Consider the following 250-nt stretch of genomic DNA (forward strand, 5'->3'; position numbering starts at 1 on the left):
CTTGTTTGGACTCAGTGAGAGCTGTTATCGCTATCAGGCAAAACTCAGTGATGAAAACGCTGCAATAGCCGACTGGTTACAGCAACTGACATCAACCCATCGGAGTTGGGGGTTTGGGCTATGTTATTACTTTTTACGTAACGTGAAACGCTACCGATGGAACCATAAGCGGGTGTATAGGATTTACCGAGAATTGGAGCTAAATCTACGAATTAAGCCGAGGAAACGCTTGAAGCGTGATAAACCGGAC

The 250-nt window shown here is 45.6% G+C and carries 1 pseudogene; it reads left to right on the top strand.

Annotation, left to right across the window (positions count from 1 at the left end):
• Positions 1-250, top strand: a pseudogene (locus AAEY94_RS20785) (IS3 family transposase); the annotation flags it as partial.

Origin of the sequence: Shewanella sp. AC34-MNA-CIBAN-0136 (assembly GCF_040309945.1) — a bacterium.
Taxonomy (GTDB): domain Bacteria; phylum Pseudomonadota; class Gammaproteobacteria; order Enterobacterales; family Shewanellaceae; genus Shewanella.